This window comes from Streptomyces sp. P9-2, assembly GCF_051903975.1.
Lineage (GTDB): Bacteria > Actinomycetota > Actinomycetes > Streptomycetales > Streptomycetaceae > Streptomyces > Streptomyces cellulosae.
Genome location: NZ_CP192633.1, coordinates 2,530,015 through 2,546,908 on the forward strand (window position 1 = coordinate 2,530,015; position 16,894 = coordinate 2,546,908).

The following is a 16,894-nucleotide window of genomic DNA, read 5'->3' on the forward strand; positions in this document are numbered from 1 at the left end:
GTCCGATCTACGCGGGTTGCACAAGGGAGATACCCGAGAGACTGGCATGGACATGCAGTCAAGCGCGTGGAGGCAGCGTGTCGATTGCGTGACGAGAATCCGACGTCGCGTAGGCGGTGTGCGCCCACGGAATTGTTGCGGAGGGATGAAATCCGCTTCCGGCGGCGTTGCAGCCTTCCGGTAGATCAGGACGATCGGAGGACACCGCGTGACAGCGCAACGGGGATGGGCACGACGACTGGCCGCCTACGCGTGGCGGCACCCCAGGAACGTCGTCCTGGCCCTGGGTTCCTCGCTCGCCGGCATGGCCGTCATGGCCCTGGTCCCGCTGGTCACCAAGGTGATCATCGACGACGTGATCGGCGACAAGACCCGGGACATGGGCACCTGGGCCGGCCTGCTCGTCGCCGCCGCGCTCGCCGTCTACGTCCTCACGTACGTCCGCCGCTACTACGGCGGACGCCTCGCCCTGGACGTCCAGCACGACCTGCGCACCGAGATGTTCGGGTCGATCGCCCGGCTCGACGGCAGACGCCAGGACGAGCTGTCCACCGGGCAGGTCGTCGGCCGCGCCACCAGCGACCTCCAGCTCATCCAGGGCCTGCTCTTCATGCTGCCGATGACCATCGGCAACCTGCTGCTGTTCGTGATCTCCCTGGTGATCATGGCGTCGCTGTCCCTGCCGCTCACCGCCATCGCGCTCGCCGTCGCCCCCGCCCTGTGGTGGATCGCCAAGCGCAGCCGCACCCGGCTGCACCCCTCCACCTGGTACGCCCAGGCGCAGGCGGGCGCCGTCGCCGGGGTGGTGGACGGGGCGGTCAGCGGCGTCCGCGTGGTCAAGGGATTCGGCCAGGAGGACCAGGAGACCGGCAAGCTGCGTGAGGTCGGCCGTCGGCTGTTCGCGGGACGCCTGCGCACCATCAAGCTGAACTCCCGCTACACCCCCGCCCTCCAGTCCGTGCCCGCCCTCGGCCAGGTCGCGATGCTCGCCCTCGGCGGCTTCCTCGCGGTGCGCGGCCACATCACGCTCGGCACGTTCGTCGCGTTCTCCACCTACCTCGCCCAGCTCGTCGGCCCGGTCCGGATGCTCGCCGTCGTCCTCACCGTCGCCCAGCAGGCCCGCGCCGGCACCGAACGCGTCCTCGACCTGATCGACACCGAGCCGTCCCTCACCGACGGCACCAAGGAACTGCCCGCCGACGCCCCCGCGACCGTCGAGTTCGACGACGTCGCCTTCGGCTACGACCCCGAGCGGCCCGTCCTCGACGGCCTGTCCTTCGAGATCCGCCCCGGCGAGACCCTCGCCGTGGTCGGCGCCTCCGGCTCCGGCAAGTCCACCGTCTCCCTGCTGCTGCCGCGCTTCTACGACGTCACCCGGGGCGCCGTCCTGGTCGGCGGCCACGACGTCCGCGAGCTGACCACCGCCTCGCTGCGCGCCGCCATCGGCCTGGTCCCGGAGGACTCCTTCCTGTTCTCCGACACCGTCCGCGACAACATCGCCTACGGCCGCCCCGACGCCACCGACGAGCAGATAAGGGCCGCCGCCCACGCCGCCCAGGCCGACCGCTTCATCGACGAGCTGCCCGACGGCTACGACACCACCGTCGGCGAGCACGGCCTCACGCTTTCCGGCGGCCAGCGGCAGCGCATCGCCCTGGCCCGCGCGATCCTCACCGACCCGCGCCTGCTGGTCCTGGACGACGCCACGTCCGCCGTGGACGCCCGCGTCGAGCACGAGATCCACGAGGCGCTCAAGAGCGTCATGCGGGGCCGCACGACCCTGCTGATCGCCCACCGCCGCTCCACCCTCAACCTCGCCGACCGCATCGCCGTCCTCGAGAACGGCCGCCTCGCCGCCCTCGGCACCCACGACGAGCTCCAGCGGACCTCCCCGCTGTACCGGAGGCTGCTCACCGACCCCGACGAGCTGGGCGCCGTCTCCCCGGGCCACACCCCGCCCGCCGGGCCACGCGAGGAGGACACCTCCGTCCGCGCCGAGCTGGACGCCGAGTTCGACGCCGAGCGGGGCGTCACCCCCCGCCTGTGGACCGGCGACCGCGAGCCCAGGGACACCGCCCTGGACGGCGCCCCGGCCACCCCGGAGCTCCTCGAACAGGTCGCCGCCCTGCCCCCGGCCGACGACGTGCCCGACGTCGACGAGGCCCGCGCCGTCCGCGCCGAGGACTCCTACGGCCTGCGCCGCCTGCTGCAGGGCTTCCGCACGCCCCTGCTGATCAGCCTCGTCCTGGTCGCTGTCGACGCCGGGATGGGCCTGCTGCTGCCGATCCTGATCCGGCACGGCATCGACGAGGGCGTCACCGAGGCCGCCCAGGGCGCCGTCTGGGCGGCCGCCCTGCTCGGCCTGCTCACCGTGCTCACCCAGTGGGCGGCGCAGACCGGCGAGATCCGTATGACCGGACGCACCGGCGAACGCGTGCTGTACACCCTGCGGCTGAAGATCTTCGCCCAGCTCCAGCGGCTCGGCCTCGACTTCTACGAGCGTGAGCTGACCGGCCGGATCATGACCCGGATGACCACGGACGTCGACGCGCTGTCCACGTTCCTGCAGACCGGACTGGTCACCGCGTTCGTCTCGGTCGTCACCTTCTTCGGCATCATGGTCGCCCTGCTGGCGCTCGACGTCGGCCTCGCCCTCGTCGTCTTCGCCACCCTGCCGCTGCTGATCGTCGCCACGTACTTCTTCCGCCGGGCCAGCGTGAAGGCGTACGAGCTGGCGCGGGAGCGGGTGTCGGTGGTCAACGCCGACCTCCAGGAATCCGTGGCCGGGCTGCGGATCGTGCAGGCCTTCCGCCGCGAGGGCGACGGGGCCCGCCGGTTCGCCGAGCGCAGCGCCGCCTACCGCAGCGCCCGTATCCGCGGCCAGTGGCTGATCTCGGTGTACTTCCCGTTCGTGCAGCTGCTGTCCTCGATCGCCGCGGCGGCCGTGCTGGTGGTCGGCGGCGGCCGGGTGGACGACGGCACGCTCGCCATCGGCTCGCTGGTCGCGTACCTGCTCTACATCGACCTGTTCTTCGCGCCCGTGCAGCAGCTCTCCCAGGTCTTCGACGGCTACCAGCAGGCGTCCGTCTCCCTCGGCCGCATCCAGGACCTGCTGCGCGAGCCGACGTCCACGCAGCCCCCGGCGAAGCCGCTGCCGGTGACGTCCCTGCGCGGCGACATCGCCTTCGAGGACGTGCACTTCTCCTACGGGGACGGCGAGGAGGCCCTCACCGCCGTCGACCTGACCATCCCGGCCGGGCAGACCGTCGCATTCGTCGGCGAGACCGGCGCCGGCAAGTCCACCCTGGTCAAGCTGGTCGCCCGGTTCTACGACCCCACCTCCGGGCGGGTCACCGTCGACGGCACCGACCTGCGCGACCTGGACCTCACGGCGTACCGGCACCGGCTGGGCGTCGTACCGCAGGAGGCGTACCTCTTCCCCGGCACCGTCCGCGACGCCATCGCCTACGGCCGTCCCGACGCCACCGACGCCGAGGTGGAGGCCGCGGCTCGCGCGGTCGGCGCGCACGAGATGATCGCCACCCTGGAGGGCGGCTACCTGCACGAGGTCGCCGAGCGCGGCCGCAACCTGTCGGCGGGCCAGCGCCAGCTGATCGCGCTCGCCCGCGCCGAACTGGTGAACCCCGACGTGCTGCTGCTCGACGAGGCCACCGCCGCCCTCGACCTCGCCACCGAGGCGCAGGTCAACGCGGCCACCGACCGCCTGGCCGGCCGCCGCACCACACTCGTCGTCGCCCACCGGCTGACCACCGCCGCCCGCGCCGACCGGGTCGTCGTCATGGACCACGGCCGCGTCGCCGAGGACGGCACCCACGAGGAACTGCTGCGCAAGGGCGGCCGGTACGCCGCGCTGTGGCGGACGTTCGTCGGCGAGGACGTACCCGCACCGGCCTGATCCGGCCGCCCGCGACCGGCGCACGCCGGCTCGCGCAACCGTGCGGCCTACGCCGTGCGTCCGTACACGCGTACGCCGTCGGTTCCGGCGGGCGCGGTACGGGAGGACGACTGTGCGCAGTGGAGCGATACACCGCCGAATCGCGGCGGGCCTTGCGGTGCTGACCACGTCGGGGCTGCTCGCCCTGGCCGCACCCGCCCAGGAGGCGGAGGCGGCCGCGCTGTGCCCCGGGCGCAAGGTGCGGACTCTGCCGTTCTCCACCGGGTCCGTGCTCGTCTACAAGCGCGGCGGGTACGTCTGCGCCGTCACCGTCGCCAGGAAGCAGGGCGTGAAACGGAAGATGGCGGTGAGCGTACGGGCGCGCGGGGGCCGGCCCGTGGTCGACGAGGGCCAGTTCGCGTACCACGCGGGCCCGGTGACCGTGCACGCCGGACGCCGCTGCGTGTGGGTCACCGGCCAGGTCGCGGGGGACTCCGTCAGCTCCGGCTGGATCCTCTGCTGACCCGCCTCCTTGCGGGAGACGCACAGGGTTTTCCCTATGTCCCCTGGTGCGGTGAGGAGTTGGTCGAGTAGCTTCCGGCGCACATCTGTCTCACAGGGGAGTGCGCATGCGCAAGGCGCTCAGATGGCTGCTGGCGCTCACGGTGCTCATAGGCACACTGAGCACGGCCGGGGCGGCCACCGCCGCCGAGCCGGACGCCACCGGCACCACTGACATCAAGGAGAGGCTGCTCGCGATCCCGGGCATGAGCCTCATCGAGGAGAAGCCGTACACCGGGTACCGCTTCTTCGTCCTGAACTACACCCAGCCGGTCGACCACCGCAGGCCCTCCAAGGGCACGTTCCAGCAGCGGATCACCGTGCTGCACAAGGACACCGCGCGGCCCACCGTCTTCTACACCGGCGGCTACAGCGTCTCCACGACGCCCCGCCGCGCCGAGCCGACCCAGATCGTGGACGGCAACCAGGTCTCCATGGAGTACCGCTTCTTCACCCCGTCCCGGCCCGAGCCGGCCGACTGGAGCAAGCTGGACATCTGGCAGGCCGCCAGCGACCAGCACCGCATCTTCACCGCGCTGAAGAAGATCTACAGCGAGAACTGGCTCTCCACGGGCGGTTCCAAGGGCGGCATGACCGCCACCTACTACGAGCGCTTCTACCCCGAGGACATGGACGGCGTCGTCGCCTACGTCGCCCCCAACGACGTGGTGAACAAGGAGGACTCGGCCTACGACCGGTTCTTCCGCACCGTCGGCACCAAGGAGTGCCGCGACCGGCTGAACGGCGTGCAGCGCGAGGCGCTGGTGCGCCGGGCCCCGCTGGAGAAGAGGTACGCCGCCTACGCCGCCGAGAACGGCTACACGTTCGACACCATCGGCAGCCTGGACCGGGCCTTCGAGGCCGTCGTCCTGGACTACGTGTGGGGCTTCTGGCAGTACAGCACCGTCGCCGACTGCGAGGAGATCCCGGCGGACGCCAGGAACGCCACCGACGACGAGATCTGGACCTCGGTCGACACGATCTCCGGCTTCTCGTTCTACACGGACCAGGGCCTGAGCCCGTACACGCCGTACTACTACCAGGCCGGCACCCAGCTGGGCGCGCCGACCATCCACTTCCCGCACATCGAGAAGAAGTACGTCCGCTACGGCTACCAGCCGCCGCGCAACTTCGTGCCGCGCTCCATCGACATGAAGTTCCAGCCGCACGTCATGCGGGACGTCGACACCTGGGTCCGCCACAACGCCCGGCAGATGCTGTTCGTGTACGGCGAGAACGACCCGTGGGGCGCCGAGCCGTTCCGCCTCGGCAAGGGCGCGCGTGACTCGTACGTCTTCACCGCGCCCGGCATGAACCACGGCGCGAACGTGGCCGGCCTGGTCGAGAAGGAGAAGGCGCTGGCCACCGCGAAGATCCTGGAGTGGGCGGACGTCGCCCCGAACGCCGTGCAGGCGAACCCGGCGGCCGCGAAGCCGCTGGCGAAGTTCGACGCCAAGCTCGACAAGCGGGACGCCGAACCGCGGTTCGCGCTGCGTCCGTGAGGCCGGGGCGGGGTCACAGCGGGACGGCGCAGCCGACCGGCGCGGCCCCGCCCAGCCCGACGTAGAGGGCCGTGGACGCCGGGCACTTCGACCGGGCGTCCACAGCCTTCGTCACCTTGAACTCCGGTTCCCCGGGCCCGTTTCCGTCGCAGGCGGTCTCCCGCACCCGGCCGCCGTCGAGGGCGTACACGCAGTCGCCGACGACGGTGCGCGGACCGCCCCCGCCGCCCGGATCGCCCGGGTGCGGCGGCTGGAGATGCCGCATGCAGGCGTAGCCGCGCGGCACCATGCCGTCGCCGTCCTCGTCGGCGGCGGGCCACTGCTCGCTGATGTGCAGCACGAAGTCGGTGGTGGGCGGGCACAGAGGGCCGTCGCGCGCGGTGCCGTCGTGCCGGGCCGTGACGCGGGCCGCCGCGCGCTCGCTCGCGCAGGACACCTCGGTGAAGCTGGTGCGCCCGAAGGAACTGCACTCGCCGACGTCGAGGAACACCGCCCCGTACCCCGTGGGCCGCACCGGCGACGCCACGGCCGCCGTCCCGTCCGCCGCGTCCGGCGGCGCCTGACGGCACCCGGCGAGCAGCACCACCCCCGCCAGGGCCCCCACGGCCCGTACCCCCCAGTCGCGCACACGCATCGGCATCCCCCCGGATTCCCCCGCCCCAGCCTGACCGCCCGATGCCGGGACACGCCAGACAAGTGGGGTCGTTTGCGCATATGGGGGGTGGTGGGCCGGGCGGCTGACGTAGAGGGGATTACGCCCGGCCGGGGAGACGCCGTGATCACGGCTGACCAGGACGCCTCGTCCGGACCGGCTCGGCGGCACGCTCCGGACGGGCGTCCCCGGCCGTCAGTACGTCAGCCCGTGCCCCACCGGGTACAGCACGGTCGTCGGGTCGTCGGCGCGCTGGACCGGGACCGGGAGGGTGCCGCGCGGGCCGACCCTGCCGGCGATCGCGCGGGCCGCCGCGCGCAGTTCGACGTCGGTCCAGGAGTACGACGCCAGATAGGCGCGCACGCCCGGCAGATGGGCCACGTCGTACGGATTGCGGATCGCCACCGCGACGACCGGCTTCCCGGTCGCCAGCAACTCCTCGACGAGCCTCTTCTGGCTGCTGGACGCGGTGACGTTGTACGTCCCCACGACCACCGCGTCCGCGTCCTGCGCGGCCGCCACGGCCTTGGCGATGGTCGCCGCCGAGGGCGCCGTGCCCGTGGACAGGGCGGTCGCCGTGAAGCCCTGCTCGGTCAGCGCGTCCGCCAGCACCCCCGTGGGCGGACCCGTGGTGCCGGACGGGGACGCCGGGTCGGCGCCGACCACCAGCAGCTTGGGCGTACGGCGGCGGGACAGCGGCAGCAGTCCGCCCTCGTTGACCAGCAGGGTCGTGCCGTGCTCGGCGATCCGGTCGGCGGCGGCCAGGTGCGACCGGGCGCCGACCAGACGGTCCACGCCCGCGTGGGTGACGTACGGGTCGTCGAACAGGCCCAGACGGGCCTTCAGGCGCAGCACACGCAGGATCGATTCGTCGAGGCGCGCCTCCGTCAGCTCGCCGTCCCGCACCGCCTGGAGCACCGCGTTCCACGCGAGGTCCAGGGACGGCGGGTTGAGCAGCTGGTCCACGCCCGCCTTCAGCGCCAGCACCGGCACCCGGTCGTCGCCGTACTTGGTGCGCACGCCCTCCATGCCGAGGGAGTCGGTCACCACGACGCCGTCGTAGCCGAGTTCCTCGCGCAGGATGCCGGTGAGGATCGGGTGGGACAGCGTGGCCGGGTCCTCGGCGGCGTCCAGCGCCGGGACGACGATGTGCGCCGTCATGATCGAGTCGATGCCCGCGGCGACCGCCGCCCGGAACGGCGGCGCGTCCAGCTCCTCCCACTGCTCGCGCGTGTGATGGATCGTCGGCAGGTCCTCGTGGCTGTCCGTGGTCGTGTCGCCGTGCCCCGGGAAGTGCTTGGCGGTGGCCGCCACACCCGACGACTCGTAGCCCCGCACCTCCGCCGCGACCAGCTCGGCGACCGCGTCCGGGTCGGCGCCGAAGGAGCGCACGCCGATGACCGGGTTGGCCGGGTTGACGTTCACGTCGGCGACGGGGGAGTAGTTCTGACGGATGCCCAGGGCGCGCAGCTCACGGCCCGCGATCCGGCCCAGGTTGCGCGCGTCCGAACGCGAGCCGCCCGCGCCGACATTCATCGCGCCCGGCATCAGCGTCGCGGGCTCGCCCACGCGGGCCACGATGCCGTGCTCCTGGTCGGTCGAGATCAGCACGGGCAGACCGCGCGGCAGACCGAGGGACGCCTTCTGGATGCCGTTGGACAGGTCGGCGATCTGGTGCGGGTCGCGGGTGTTGTGCGCCCACGCGAAGTAGATGATGCCGCCGACCCGGTACTTGGCGACCAGCTCGGCGGCCGTGCGCACCCCGATCTCGGACAGGTTGGCGTCGATGTCCGCCTGGTCGGGATCGGTGGCGGAGTGGCCGTAGACCCGCATCACGAACAGCTGGCCGACCTTCTCCTCCAGCGTCATACGGGAGATGAGGGCGCGCAGCTTGCGGTCGTCGGGACGGTGCGCGCCGGTGGCCGCGTGGACCGTGCCGCCGGCCGCCAGGACGGAGGTGACGCCCGCCGTCGCGGCGAGGACGGTACGTCTGGACGGACGGGCGGTGCTTGCCGTGGATCCGGGGCTGCTGTCGGGCACGTGCGCTCCTTTGGGAGGTGATCCGCGGGGGACCGGGGATCCGCTGAAGGAAACTGCCAGGAGGTCACCAATATCCGGGAAGTTTCTGCCAGTCAAGGGCATGTGCAGCATCCGGAGAGGGCTGAGAGGGACCGAGGGGGCCGTCGTCGGCGCGGCGGGAGGGGGCGGCGCCGACGACGGCGGGCTGCCGGCCGGGGCGCGGCGCCGAGGGGGACGGCGGCCGCGGCCGGGCGGCGGGGTTCCGGCACGGCGTGGTGCACCGGGCCGGACCGGCAGCCCGGCGTTGGGACGTACGGGGGCGGCGGCGGGTTCCGCCCTTCTCCGAGGGCGTTGTTCGTGCCTGTCGTGTGCCCGGTGTCAGCGGGGCCCGTGCGCCGACACGGCCGGCCAGTGCGCGACGAGGGTGCGGACGGTCTCCGCGATCGCCGGACGACGCGCCGCCCCCGTGCGCCACAGCGCGTACAGCCGCCGTACGGGCATCGGGTCGAGCGGCACCTCGACGACCCCGGCCGGCAGCGGACCGCGCCCGAGCCGGGGGATCAGCGCGATGCCCAGACCGGCCGCGACCAGGGCGACCAGGGTCGGGTTCTCGTCGGCCATGTGCACGATCTCCGGCTCGTGCCCGGACGCCCGCAGGGTCCGCACCAGCCACTCGTGACAGACCCGCCCCGGCGGCTGGCAGATCCACCGCTCCCCGGCCAGCTCCTCCCGCCGCACGCCCGTCCGCCCCGCGAACCGGTGCCCCTCGGGCACCAGCAGGTCGCACAGGTCGTCCCCGATCACCGTCTGCTCCACGTTCACCGGGGCGGGCAGCGGCGCGATGTCCCAGTCGTGCGCCACCACCAGGTCGACGGCCCCCTTGGCGACGAGATCCACCGACAGATGCGGGTCCACCTCGGTGAGCCGGGTGTCCAGCGCGGGATGCCGGCGGGCCAGGTCGGCCAGCACCGGCGGCATCAGCCCGCGCGCGGCCGACGCGAACGCGGCGACGGTCAGCCGCCCCGACGGCACCCCGCGCCGCTCCTCCAGCTCGGTCTCCGCGCGCTCCACGATGGCGATCAGCTCCCGCGCGGCGCGCACCAGTTGATGCGCCTCGTCGGTCAGCCGCACGCCCCGGCCCTCGCGCTCCAGCAGCACGGTCCGCGTCTCCCGCTCCAGCTTGGCGATCTGCTGGGAGACGGCGGACGAGGTGTAGCCGAGCGCGGAGGCGGCGGCGCCGACGGTGCCGTGCACGGAGACGGCGTGCAGGGCGCGCAGACGCTGGAGGTCGAGCATGACCGCTCCCGTGATCGGATCGCTCCTGATCGATCAGCGATGCTTGATCGATCAGCGATGCTTGATCGATCAGCGATGCTTGATTGATTAGCGATGCTTCATCCAACCATGCAGGGATCGTCGCTGGTGCTGAAGTGTCGGCTCCGGTGATGCTCGACGCATGCGACCTGCACACGTCTTCCTCGCCGTCCTCGTCGCCGCCGTGTGGGGAGTGAACTTCACGGTCATCGAGGTCGGCCTCGACCACTTCCCGCCGCTGCTCTTCTCCGCGCTGCGCTTCCTGGTCGCGGCCCTGCCCGCGGTGTTCCTCGTGGGCCCGCCGAAGGTCGCCTGGAAGTGGATCGTGGGGGTCGGACTGGCCCTGGGAGTCGCCAAGTTCGGCCTGCTCTTCATCGGCATGGACGTCGGCATGCCGGGTGGCCTGTCGTCCCTGGTCCTCCAGGTCCAGGCGGTGTTCACGGCGCTGTTCGCGGTCGTGCTCCTCGGTGAGCGTCCGACCCGCGTCCGGGTGGCGGGCATGGCGGTGGCGCTGGCCGGCATCGGCGTGGCGGCGGTCGACGAGGGCGCCTCGGGCCCGCTGACCGGCTTCGCCCTGGTCGTCGCGGCGGCGGCCTGCTGGGGCGTCTCCAACATCCTCACCCGCAAGGCGTCCCCGCCCGACTCCCTCAACTTCATGATCTGGGTCAGCACGGTCCCGGTGCTCCCGCTGCTCGCCCTCTCCCTGCTGCTGGAGGGCTGGTCGGCGGACCTGGCGGCCCTGCGCTCCCTCGACTGGTCGGGCGCGGGCACGGTCCTCTACGTCGCCTGGGGCGCGACGGTCTTCGGCTTCGGCGCCTGGGGCTGGCTCCTCCACCGCCACCCCGCGTCCACGGTGGCCCCGTTCTCCCTCCTGGTCCCGGTCTTCGGCATGACATCGGCGGCCCTGTTCCTGGGCGAGTCGATCACCCCATTGAGGTGGTGCGCGGCGGCGCTGCTGGTGGGCGGGGTGGCACTGACGTCCCTGACCCCCGGTTCCCCCAGGGGCGCGGGGATCAGCGCGAGCAACCACGACGAACCCGCACGAACGAAGGGCGGGTGACCGCCCCCTCCCAGGGGCGCGGGGAACTGCGCGTTCAGCCCCCCACGCACCGGCACGTGGGGACGGCGCGCGACCACCCCTTCAGGGGCGCGGGGAACTGCGCGAGAAACCACAACGCACCGGCACCCGCGCACGTCGCACAAGCCCCACCCCCAGCCGCCCGCGTCCCCAAAACTCACGCCGACTCGTTCAGCAGCCGAGCCAAATGCTCCCTCCCCGCCCCCAACAAAGACGGCAGCGGCGCAGCCGCCTCGTACCACCGCGCCTCGTACTCCCAGCACAACCACCCGTCCCACCCGTTCCGCGACAACACCTCGACCACGTCGGTCAACGGCAACACCCCCGCCCCCAGCGCGACAGGCGTCGTGTCCTCCGCCGAGGCGATGTCCTTCACCTGCACGTACCCCAGGTGCGGCGACAACGCCGCGAAACTGTCCACCGGCTGCTCGCCACCGAGCCACGTGTGCATCACGTCCCACAGCGCCCCCACCTGCCGGTGCCCGACCAGCCCCAGCACCCGCATGGCATCCGCACCGGTGCGATGGGAGTCGTGCGTCTCCAGCAGGATCCGCACGCCCCGGTCCGCCGCGTACTCCGCCGCCGTCCCCAGCCGTCGCGCGGCCGTCGCGTCGGCCTCCTCCGCGCTCTGCTCGTCACCGCCGCCGGGGAACACCCGTACGTAGGGCGCGCCGATGTCCCGCGCGAGGTCGACCAGCGCGCGGACCTCCGTGAGGACGGGCTCGTCGTCGCCGGGCGCGGCGACGCGGGCGTACCCGGCGACCCCCAGGATGTCGAGCCCGGCCGCCTTGAACGCGGCGGCGACATCGGCGCGCTGCTCGGCGGTGAGCCCCGTGTGGACGGGCTCCTCGGGGTGGGCGCGGAGTTCCACGCCGTGGTAGCCGTGCGAGGTCGCGAGGGCGGTCACCTCGGGGAGGGGGAGGCCGGGGACACCAAGGGTGGAGAACGCCAGTTTCATGGATACGGGACTACCCCCGAGGCGCGAGGGCGACTCCTCCCCGTCACTCCGGTGCCGTAGGTTCTTGGGCGGTTCGCCGGGTGCGGGTCTGTTGAGGCTGGTCGCGCAGTTTCCCGCGCCCCTTCAGGGGGTGGTTGCGCGTCGTCCGTGCGTGCGGGTGGGTGGGGGCTTCTCGCGCAGTTCCCCGCGCCCCTTCAGGGGGTGGTGCCGCGTTGTCCGTGCGCGCGGGCCCGTGAGGGGCTGGTCGCGCAGTTCCCCGCGCCCCTGAGGCGCGTCACCCCCGCGGCCCCGCCGTAGACCCCCGTACCATCAACTCCCCCCGCACCGAAGCGATCCCGCCCGGCGGCGCCTCCTCCCGACCCATCGCGATCCGACCCGCCCGCGCCCCCGCCTCCGCGAGAGGGAGCCTGACCGTGGTCAGCGAAGGCACCGCGTCGATGCTGAACGGCAGGTCGTCGAAGCCGGCGACCGACACGTCGTCGGGAATCCTCAGTCCCGAGTCCCGCAGCGCCGCGCACGCGCCCAGTGCGACGGAGTCGTTCGCCGCGACCACGGCGGTCAACGACGGGTCGCGGCGGAGGAGTTCCAGCGTGGCCTCGTAGCCCGAGCGACGGTCGTAGCGGCCGTGGACCGTCCACCGCGGGTCCTCCTCGATGCCGTGCGCGGCCAGCGCGTCCCGGTGGCCCTCCAGGCGGTCGCGGGTCGTGGTGCGCTCCTCGGGGCCCGCGATGTAGCCGAGGCGGCGGTGGCCGAGGCGGATCAGGTGCTCGGTGAGTTCCTTTCCGCCGCCCCGGTTGTCGAAGGTCAGGGCGATTGCCCCGGTGTCCGGCGCCTGCGGGCGCCCGCACAGCACCACCCGCGTCCCGGCGTCCGCCAGCTTCTTCAGCTTGGCGTCCATCGCCGCCTTGTGCTGCGCGTCCTCGATCGCCCCGCCGGTCAGCACCACCGCCGCGGCGCGCTGCCGCTGGAGCAGCGTGAGGTAGGTCAGTTCGCGTTCGGGGGAGCCCCCTGTGTTGCAGACGACGGCGAGTCTCTCCCCGCCCGCGCGCCCGCCCGGACCACCGATCTCCGACTGGATCGCGCTCGCCATGATCCCGAAGAACGGGTCGGCGATGTCGTTCACCAGGATGCCGACCAGGTCGGAGGTGGCGGCGGCGAGGGCGCTGGCGGGGCCGTTGAGGACGTAGTCGAGCTCGTCCACGGCCTTGAGCACCCGCTCGCGGGTGGACGCGGCCACGGGATAGTTCCCGTTCAGCACACGCGACACCGTCGCGGGTGACACCTGTGCCCGCGCCGCCACGTCCGCCAGGGTCACCGTCATGTCTCGTCCTCCGCCTCGCCCGCCGCGCCGGTCCGCCCGTGCCCGTCCACCCGCGTCCGTCCGCCCGCGTCCGTCCGCCCGTTCCGTACGCCGCCGTACACACCCGCGCCCGCACCGGTGGTTCCGGCCGGAGCTTCCCGACCAAAGCCGTCGACCAGACCTTAAGGCCATCCGCCCCGTTGTTCGCCCCCTCGAACAAGCCGGGACCGGCAGTGGTCTTGTCCACACGCGGTCCAGAGGCTAGCTTCTGACTACATAGAAAGCGCTTGCTGTGACGTCCACCAGTCCCCCCGCCTCCTCCTGGGGCGCGTGGGGCGGCTGCGGCGTACGCGGCGCGCGGACCGCGTACGAAGGGAACGACGTGACACGCAAGACGGTGCGTATCGCCATGAACGGTGTGACCGGACGCATGGGCTACCGCCAGCACCTCGTCCGCTCCATCCTGGCCCTGCGCGAGCAGGGCGGCCTCGACCTGGGCGACGGCACCGTGCTGTGGCCCGAGCCGGTGCTGGTCGGCCGCCGCGAGCACGCGCTGAGGGCGCTGGCCGAGCGCCACGGCCTCGAACACCTCTCCACCGACCTGGACGCGGTCCTCGCCGACGACAGCGTCGACATCTACTTCGACGCCCAGGTGACCTCCGCCCGCGAGGAGGCGATCAGGAAGGCGATCGCCGCCGGCAAGCACGTCTACACCGAGAAGCCCACCGCCACCGGCCTTGACGGCGCCCTCGAACTCGCCCGCCTCGCCGCCGAGAAGGGCGTCCGGCACGGCGTCGTCCAGGACAAGCTCTTCCTCCCCGGCCTGCTCAAGCTGAAGCGCCTCATCGACGGCGGCTTCTTCGGGCGCATCCTGTCCGTGCGGGGCGAGTTCGGCTACTGGGTGTTCGAGGGCGACTGGCAGGAGGCGCAGCGCCCGTCCTGGAACTACCGCGCGGAGGACGGCGGCGGCATCGTCGTCGACATGTTCCCGCACTGGGAGTACGTCCTCCACGAGCTGTTCGGCCGCGTGAGGTCCGTGCAGGCGCTCACCGCCACCCACATCCCACAGCGCTGGGACGAGAACGGCAAGCCCTACGACGCCACCGCCGACGACGCCGCGTACGGCGTCTTCGAGCTGGAGGGCGGCGCGATCGCCCAGATCAACTCCTCCTGGGCGGTCCGCGTCAACCGCGACGAACTGGTGGAGTTCCAGGTCGACGGCACCGAGGGCTCCGCCGTCGCCGGCCTGCGCACCTGCCGCGTCCAGCACCGCTCCGCCACCCCCAAGCCCGTCTGGAACCCGGACATCCCCGCCACCGAGGTGTTCCGCGACCAGTGGCAGGAGGTGCCGGACAACGGCGAGTTCGACAACGGCTTCAAAGCCCAGTGGGAGCTGTTCCTCAAGCACGTCTACGCCGACGCCCCCTACCACTGGGACCTGCTGGCCGGCGCCCGCGGCGTCCAGCTCGCCGAACTGGGCCTCAGGTCCTCCGCCGAGGGCCGCCGTCTCGACGTACCGGAGATCGCCCTGTGACCCTCCACCTCCCCGACGCGCACGGCGCCCTGCGCGCCTACGAACCCCGCACCGAGCCCCTCGCCCTCACCCCCGGCGCCCCCTTCACCTCCCGCACGGTCTTCTCCGCCGCGCACGTCGTCGCCGACCCGTACGCCGACACCACCCCCGACGCGCCGGCGGCCGTCGACTGGGACGCCACCCTCGCCTTCCGCCGGCACCTGTGGGCGCACGGGCTCGGCGTCGCCGAGGCCATGGACACCGCGCAGCGCGGCATGGGCCTGGACTGGGCGGGCGCGGCCGAGCTGATCCGCCGCTCCGCCGCCGAGGCGAAGGCGGCCGGCGGCCGGATCGCCTGCGGAGTCGGCACCGACCAGCTCACCGCCGGCCCGGCCACCCTGGCCGAGGTCCGCGCGGCCTACGAGGAACAGCTCGCGGTCGTCGAGGAGTCGGGCGCGCAGGCCATCCTCATGGCGTCCCGCGTCCTCGCCGCCACGGCCAAGAGTCCCGAGGACTACCTGGAGGTCTACGGCCACCTCCTCCGCCAGGCCGCGGAGCCGGTGATCCTCCACTGGCTCGGCCCCATGTTCGACCCGGCCTTGGAGGGCTACTGGGGCTCGTCCGACCTCGACGCGGCCACGGACACCTTCCTCGACGTCATCGCCGCCCACCCCGACAAGGTCGACGGCATCAAGGTCTCCCTGCTGGACGCCCGGCGCGAGATCGACCTGCGCCGCCGCCTCCCGAAGGGCGTCCGCTGCTACACCGGCGACGACTTCAACTACCCCGAGCTCATCGCGGGCGACGAGCAGGGCTTCAGCCACGCCCTGCTCGGCATCTTCGACCCGCTCGGCCCGCTCGCGGCGGAGGCGGTCCGCGTCCTCGACACCGGCGACACCGACGGCTTCCGCGCCCTGCTCGACCCGACCGTGGAGCTGTCCCGCCACCTCTTCCAGGCGCCCACCCGCTTCTACAAGACCGGCGTGGTCTTCCTAGCCTGGCTCGCGGGCCACCAGAGCCACTTCACGATGGTCGGCGGCCTCCAGTCCGCCCGCTCCCTGCCCCACCTCGCCCGGGCCTACGAACTCGCCGACCGTCTCGCCCTGTTCCCCGACCCCAAGCTGGCCGAGGACCGGATGAGGACCCTGCTGCACCTGTACGGAGTGACCCCGTGAGCGACCTGACCCGCTTCAGTATCAACCAGATGACCGTCAAACAGCTCACGCTCCCCGACCTGGTCACCGCCTGCCGGGACTTCGGCATCCCGGCGGTCGGCCTGTGGCGCGAGCCCGTCCAGGAGTACGGCGTGGAGGCGGCCGCCAAGCTGGTGCGCGACGCGGGCCTGGCGGTGACGACGCTGTGCCGGGGAGGCTTCCTCACCGCGGTCGACGCGGACGAGCGGGCCGCCGCCCTCGCCGACAACCGCCGCGCCGTCGACGAGGCGGCCTCCCTCGGCACGGACACCCTGGTCCTCGTCTCCGGAGGCCTCCCGCCCGGCACCAAGGACTTGCGGGCGGCCCGCGAACGCATCGCGGACGCGCTGACCGAACTCGCCCCCTACGCCGAGGACCACGGGGTGAAACTGGCGATCGAGCCGCTGCACCCCATGTTCGCCTCCGACCGCTGCGTGGTCTCCACGCTCACCCAGGCCCTGGACCTCGCCGAACGCTTCCCGGCGCACCAGGTCGGCGTCACCGTGGACACGTACCACATCTGGTGGGACGACACGGCCCCCGAGGCGATCGCCCGCGCCGGCGCGCAGAACCGCATCCACACCTTCCAGCTCGCCGACTGGATCACCCCGCTGCCCGAGGGCGTCCTCAACGGCCGCGGCCAGATCGGCGACGGCGCGATCGACATGCGCGAGTGGCAGGGGTACGTGGAGGCGACCGGCTACACCGGTTCCATCGAGGTGGAGCTCTTCAACGAGGAGCTGTGGGCGAGGGACGGCCGCGAACTCCTCGCGGAGACGGCCCGCCGGTGGGCGGAGAACGTCGACGTCTGAGGCCCGGGTCCCTGCCCTCCGGAAAAATATTCCATGGGGCCGTACAACCCTCTCCCCACCTTGCCTGTCGTACGTAGCGTCAGGACTTCCGGGTGGG

Annotated in this window: 12 protein-coding genes; 7 read left to right on the forward strand and 5 right to left on the reverse strand. The window is 72.6% G+C overall.

The features are described 5' to 3' along the window. The first annotated feature begins 208 nt into the window (after positions 1–208). The 3 genes from ACQY0Z_RS11785 to ACQY0Z_RS11795 all read left to right on the forward strand — a co-directional run bounded on the left by ACQY0Z_RS11785 (position 209) and on the right by ACQY0Z_RS11795 (position 5,958). Positions 209–3,916 carry an ABC transporter ATP-binding protein gene (locus ACQY0Z_RS11785; RefSeq protein WP_439812226.1) on the forward strand — a complete coding sequence of 1,236 codons (3,708 nt, stop codon included), beginning with the start codon at positions 209–211 and terminating at the stop codon, positions 3,914–3,916. Positions 3,917–4,028: 112 nt separating this feature from the next. After that, positions 4,029–4,418 (forward strand): hypothetical protein, encoded by a 390-nt coding sequence (locus ACQY0Z_RS11790; protein ID WP_189898022.1) that lies wholly within the window; start codon positions 4,029–4,031, stop codon positions 4,416–4,418. Between the two features lie 106 nt (positions 4,419–4,524). Next, on the forward strand, positions 4,525–5,958 hold the full coding sequence (locus tag ACQY0Z_RS11795) for a S28 family serine protease (RefSeq protein WP_189898024.1): 1,434 nt from the start codon (positions 4,525–4,527) through the stop codon (positions 5,956–5,958). Positions 5,959–5,971: 13 nt separating this feature from the next. Here ACQY0Z_RS11795 and ACQY0Z_RS11800 read toward each other — a convergent pair whose 3' ends face one another. From ACQY0Z_RS11800 to ACQY0Z_RS11810, 3 genes are all read right to left on the reverse strand, one after another. Then, on the reverse strand, positions 5,972–6,598 hold the full coding sequence (locus ACQY0Z_RS11800) for a hypothetical protein (RefSeq protein ID WP_381730649.1): 627 nt from the start codon (positions 6,596–6,598) through the stop codon (positions 5,972–5,974). A 207-nt stretch (positions 6,599–6,805) separates the two neighbouring features. Continuing rightward, positions 6,806–8,650 (reverse strand): glycoside hydrolase family 3 protein, encoded by a 1,845-nt coding sequence (locus ACQY0Z_RS11805; protein ID WP_189898025.1) that lies wholly within the window; start codon positions 8,648–8,650, stop codon positions 6,806–6,808. A gap of 357 nt (positions 8,651–9,007) precedes the next feature. Further along, positions 9,008–9,925: a LysR family transcriptional regulator gene (locus tag ACQY0Z_RS11810; RefSeq protein WP_189898027.1), complete on the reverse strand. Its 918-nt coding sequence runs from the start codon at positions 9,923–9,925 to the stop codon at positions 9,008–9,010. 160 nt (positions 9,926–10,085) lie between these two features. On the opposite strand from ACQY0Z_RS11810, the gene ACQY0Z_RS11815 reads away from it, so the two are divergent. Further along, complete coding sequence (locus ACQY0Z_RS11815) at positions 10,086–11,003, forward strand: EamA family transporter (protein ID WP_347225372.1); 918 nt, start codon at positions 10,086–10,088, stop codon at positions 11,001–11,003. 175 nt (positions 11,004–11,178) lie between these two features. Here the strand turns inward: ACQY0Z_RS11815 and ACQY0Z_RS11820 are convergent, their stop codons facing one another. Together ACQY0Z_RS11820 and ACQY0Z_RS11825 are read right to left on the reverse strand one after the other, a co-directional pair. Further along, positions 11,179–11,979 carry a sugar phosphate isomerase/epimerase family protein gene (locus tag ACQY0Z_RS11820; RefSeq protein ID WP_254588608.1) on the reverse strand — a complete coding sequence of 267 codons (801 nt, stop codon included), beginning with the start codon at positions 11,977–11,979 and terminating at the stop codon, positions 11,179–11,181. Between the two features lie 274 nt (positions 11,980–12,253). After that, entirely contained in the window at positions 12,254–13,300 is a 1,047-nt protein-coding gene (locus ACQY0Z_RS11825) for a LacI family DNA-binding transcriptional regulator (protein WP_189898032.1), read from the reverse strand. 361 nt (positions 13,301–13,661) lie between these two features. Here ACQY0Z_RS11825 and ACQY0Z_RS11830 point away from each other — a divergent pair, with 361 nt between their 5' ends. Genes ACQY0Z_RS11830 through ACQY0Z_RS11840 form a run of 3 tightly spaced genes read left to right on the forward strand, consistent with a single transcriptional unit; the run spans position 13,662 to position 16,797 of the window. Next, positions 13,662–14,813, forward strand: a complete 1,152-nt coding sequence (locus ACQY0Z_RS11830) for a Gfo/Idh/MocA family protein (protein WP_189898034.1) — start codon at positions 13,662–13,664, stop codon at positions 14,811–14,813. Continuing rightward, positions 14,810–15,967, forward strand: coding sequence for a dihydrodipicolinate synthase family protein (locus ACQY0Z_RS11835; protein WP_347225370.1), 1,158 nt, complete (start codon positions 14,810–14,812; stop codon positions 15,965–15,967). The genes ACQY0Z_RS11830 and ACQY0Z_RS11835 overlap by 4 nt, the downstream gene beginning before the upstream one ends. Next, positions 15,964–16,797: a sugar phosphate isomerase/epimerase family protein gene (locus ACQY0Z_RS11840; RefSeq protein ID WP_439812227.1), complete on the forward strand. Its 834-nt coding sequence runs from the start codon at positions 15,964–15,966 to the stop codon at positions 16,795–16,797. Before ACQY0Z_RS11835 ends, ACQY0Z_RS11840 begins: the two co-directional genes overlap by 4 nt. Positions 16,798–16,894: the final 97 nt, after the last annotated feature.

Coding starts and splice junctions, on each gene's coding strand:
- ACQY0Z_RS11795 (WP_189898024.1), top strand. CDS start 4,525: ATGCGCAAGGCGCTCAGATGGCTGCTGGCGCTCACGGTGCTCATAGGC.
- ACQY0Z_RS11800 (WP_381730649.1), bottom strand. CDS start 6,598: ATGCCGATGCGTGTGCGCGACTGGGGGGTACGGGCCGTGGGGGCCCTG.
- ACQY0Z_RS11810 (WP_189898027.1), bottom strand. CDS start 9,925: ATGCTCGACCTCCAGCGTCTGCGCGCCCTGCACGCCGTCTCCGTGCAC.
- ACQY0Z_RS11815 (WP_347225372.1), top strand. CDS start 10,086: ATGCGACCTGCACACGTCTTCCTCGCCGTCCTCGTCGCCGCCGTGTGG.
- ACQY0Z_RS11820 (WP_254588608.1), bottom strand. CDS start 11,979: ATGAAACTGGCGTTCTCCACCCTTGGTGTCCCCGGCCTCCCCCTCCCC.
- ACQY0Z_RS11825 (WP_189898032.1), bottom strand. CDS start 13,300: ATGACGGTGACCCTGGCGGACGTGGCGGCGCGGGCACAGGTGTCACCC.